The following is a 1,712-nucleotide window of genomic DNA, read 5'->3' on the forward strand; positions in this document are numbered from 1 at the left end:
TGGCGGCGCGCTGGACAGCATCGGCACCTTCCTGCGCGTGCAGACCGGCGCCCGTTCGGTCGAGCCGCGCCAGGGCGACGATCCCGATGCCATCCTGTCGCGCGCCGATGCGGCGGTGAAGGCCGGCGACATCAAGGGCGCGCTGGCCGAGATCGGCAGCCTGCCGCAGCCCGGCCAGGATGCCATGGCGGACTGGACCGCCAGGGCGGGCCTCTGGGTCGAAGCCAATGCCGCGCTGGCCGCCCTGGCCGCCGGCAGCTTGTAAGGGGCCCGTCATGCTGCTTTCGGCTCTGAAAATCCTGATCTTCTTCGCCATTGTCCTGGCCGTCACCCTGGGGGCGCTGCAGCTCTCGGAAAGCGGCCAGGGCCTGAGCATGGTCTATGGCGGCACCGAATACACGCTGGGGCCGGTTCAGCTGGCCATCGCAGTGCTGGTGGTCGTGCTGCTGGGCTGGCTGGTGGTGCGGGTCGTCGGCCTGCTCATTGCCTTCATCCGCTTCCTTCTGGGCGACGAGACGGCGATCAACCGCTATTTCGCCCGCTCGCGCGAGCGCAAGGGTTACGACGCGCTGTCCGAGGGCATGCTGGCCGTCGCCTCGGGCGAGGGGCGGCTGGCGCAGGACAAGGCCGCCAAGGCGGCGAAGTTTCTGGACAAGCCGCATGTCACCGACCTGCTGGCCGCGCAGGCCGCCGAGGTCGCCGGCGATCGGGCCAGGGCGGCCGAGATCTATCGCCGGCTGCTCTCGGACCAGCGCACCCGCTTCGTCGGCGTGCGCGGGCTGATGCACCAGAAGCTGGCCGAGGGCGATACCGCCACGGCGCTGAAACTGGCCGAAAAGGCCTATGCGCTGAAGCCCAGGCATGCCGAGGTGCAGGACACCCTGCTGCAGCTGCAGACCCGCGAGGGCGACTGGAAGGGCGCGCGCGCGGTGCTGAAGGACAAGCGCAAGCTGGGCCAGCTGCCCAAGGACGTGCATCTGCGCCGCGACGCCGTGCTGGCGCTGAAGGAGGCGTCCGAGGTGCTGGCCGAGGGCAATTCGATCAGCGCCCGCGAGGCCGCGATCTCGGCCAACCGGGCCAGCCCCGACCTGATCCCGGCCGCGGTGCTGGCCGCGCGCAGCTATGTCGCGCAGAGCGATGCCAGGAATGCCGGCCGGGTGCTGCAGAAGACCTGGAGCGTGCAGCCGCATCCCGCCATCGCTGCCGCCTATGCCGAGATCGTCCCGGACGAGAAGCCGGCCGCACGGCTGCGCCGCTTCGAGGAGTTGATGCGGCAGAACCTGGATCACGAGGAGACCCGGCTGCTGCGCGCCGAGCTGCTGCTGGCGGCCGAGGATTTCCCCGGTGCCCGCCGCGCCCTGGGCGATCTGGCGCAGAAGCACCCGACGGTGCGCTCGCTGTCGATCCTGGCCGCCATCGAGCGCGGCGAGGGCGCAGACGATGCGGTCGTGCGCGGCATCCTGGCGCGGGCGCTGGTCGCCAGCCGCGGCCCGCAATGGGTCTGCGACAAGTGCCACAACGTCATGGCCGACTGGTCGCCGGTCTGCGACAGCTGCGGCGGCTTCGACACCCTGACCTGGCGCGAGCCCGACAGCCCGGTCTGGACCGCGCCGGCCGCGAACGGGGCCGAGATGCTGCCGCTGCTGGTCGGCGGCAAGGCGGCGGCCGATGCGCCGGTGCCTGCCGCGGCGCCGGTCCCGCCGCACGCCGCC

Annotated in this window: 2 protein-coding genes; both read left to right on the forward strand. The window is 71.8% G+C overall.

Annotation, left to right across the window (positions count from 1 at the left end):
- On the forward strand, nucleotides 1-265 hold a 265-nt coding region (locus tag I9P22_RS24100; protein ID WP_408635231.1), incomplete at its 5' end, for a COG4223 family protein.
- A 10-nt stretch (nucleotides 266-275) separates the two neighbouring features.
- Nucleotides 276-1,712 (forward strand): heme biosynthesis protein HemY (locus tag I9P22_RS24105; protein WP_233253584.1); only part of this gene is annotated, 1,437 nt, incomplete at its 3' end.

The organism is Paracoccus binzhouensis, assembly GCF_016446475.1.
Lineage (GTDB): Bacteria > Pseudomonadota > Alphaproteobacteria > Rhodobacterales > Rhodobacteraceae > Paracoccus > Paracoccus binzhouensis.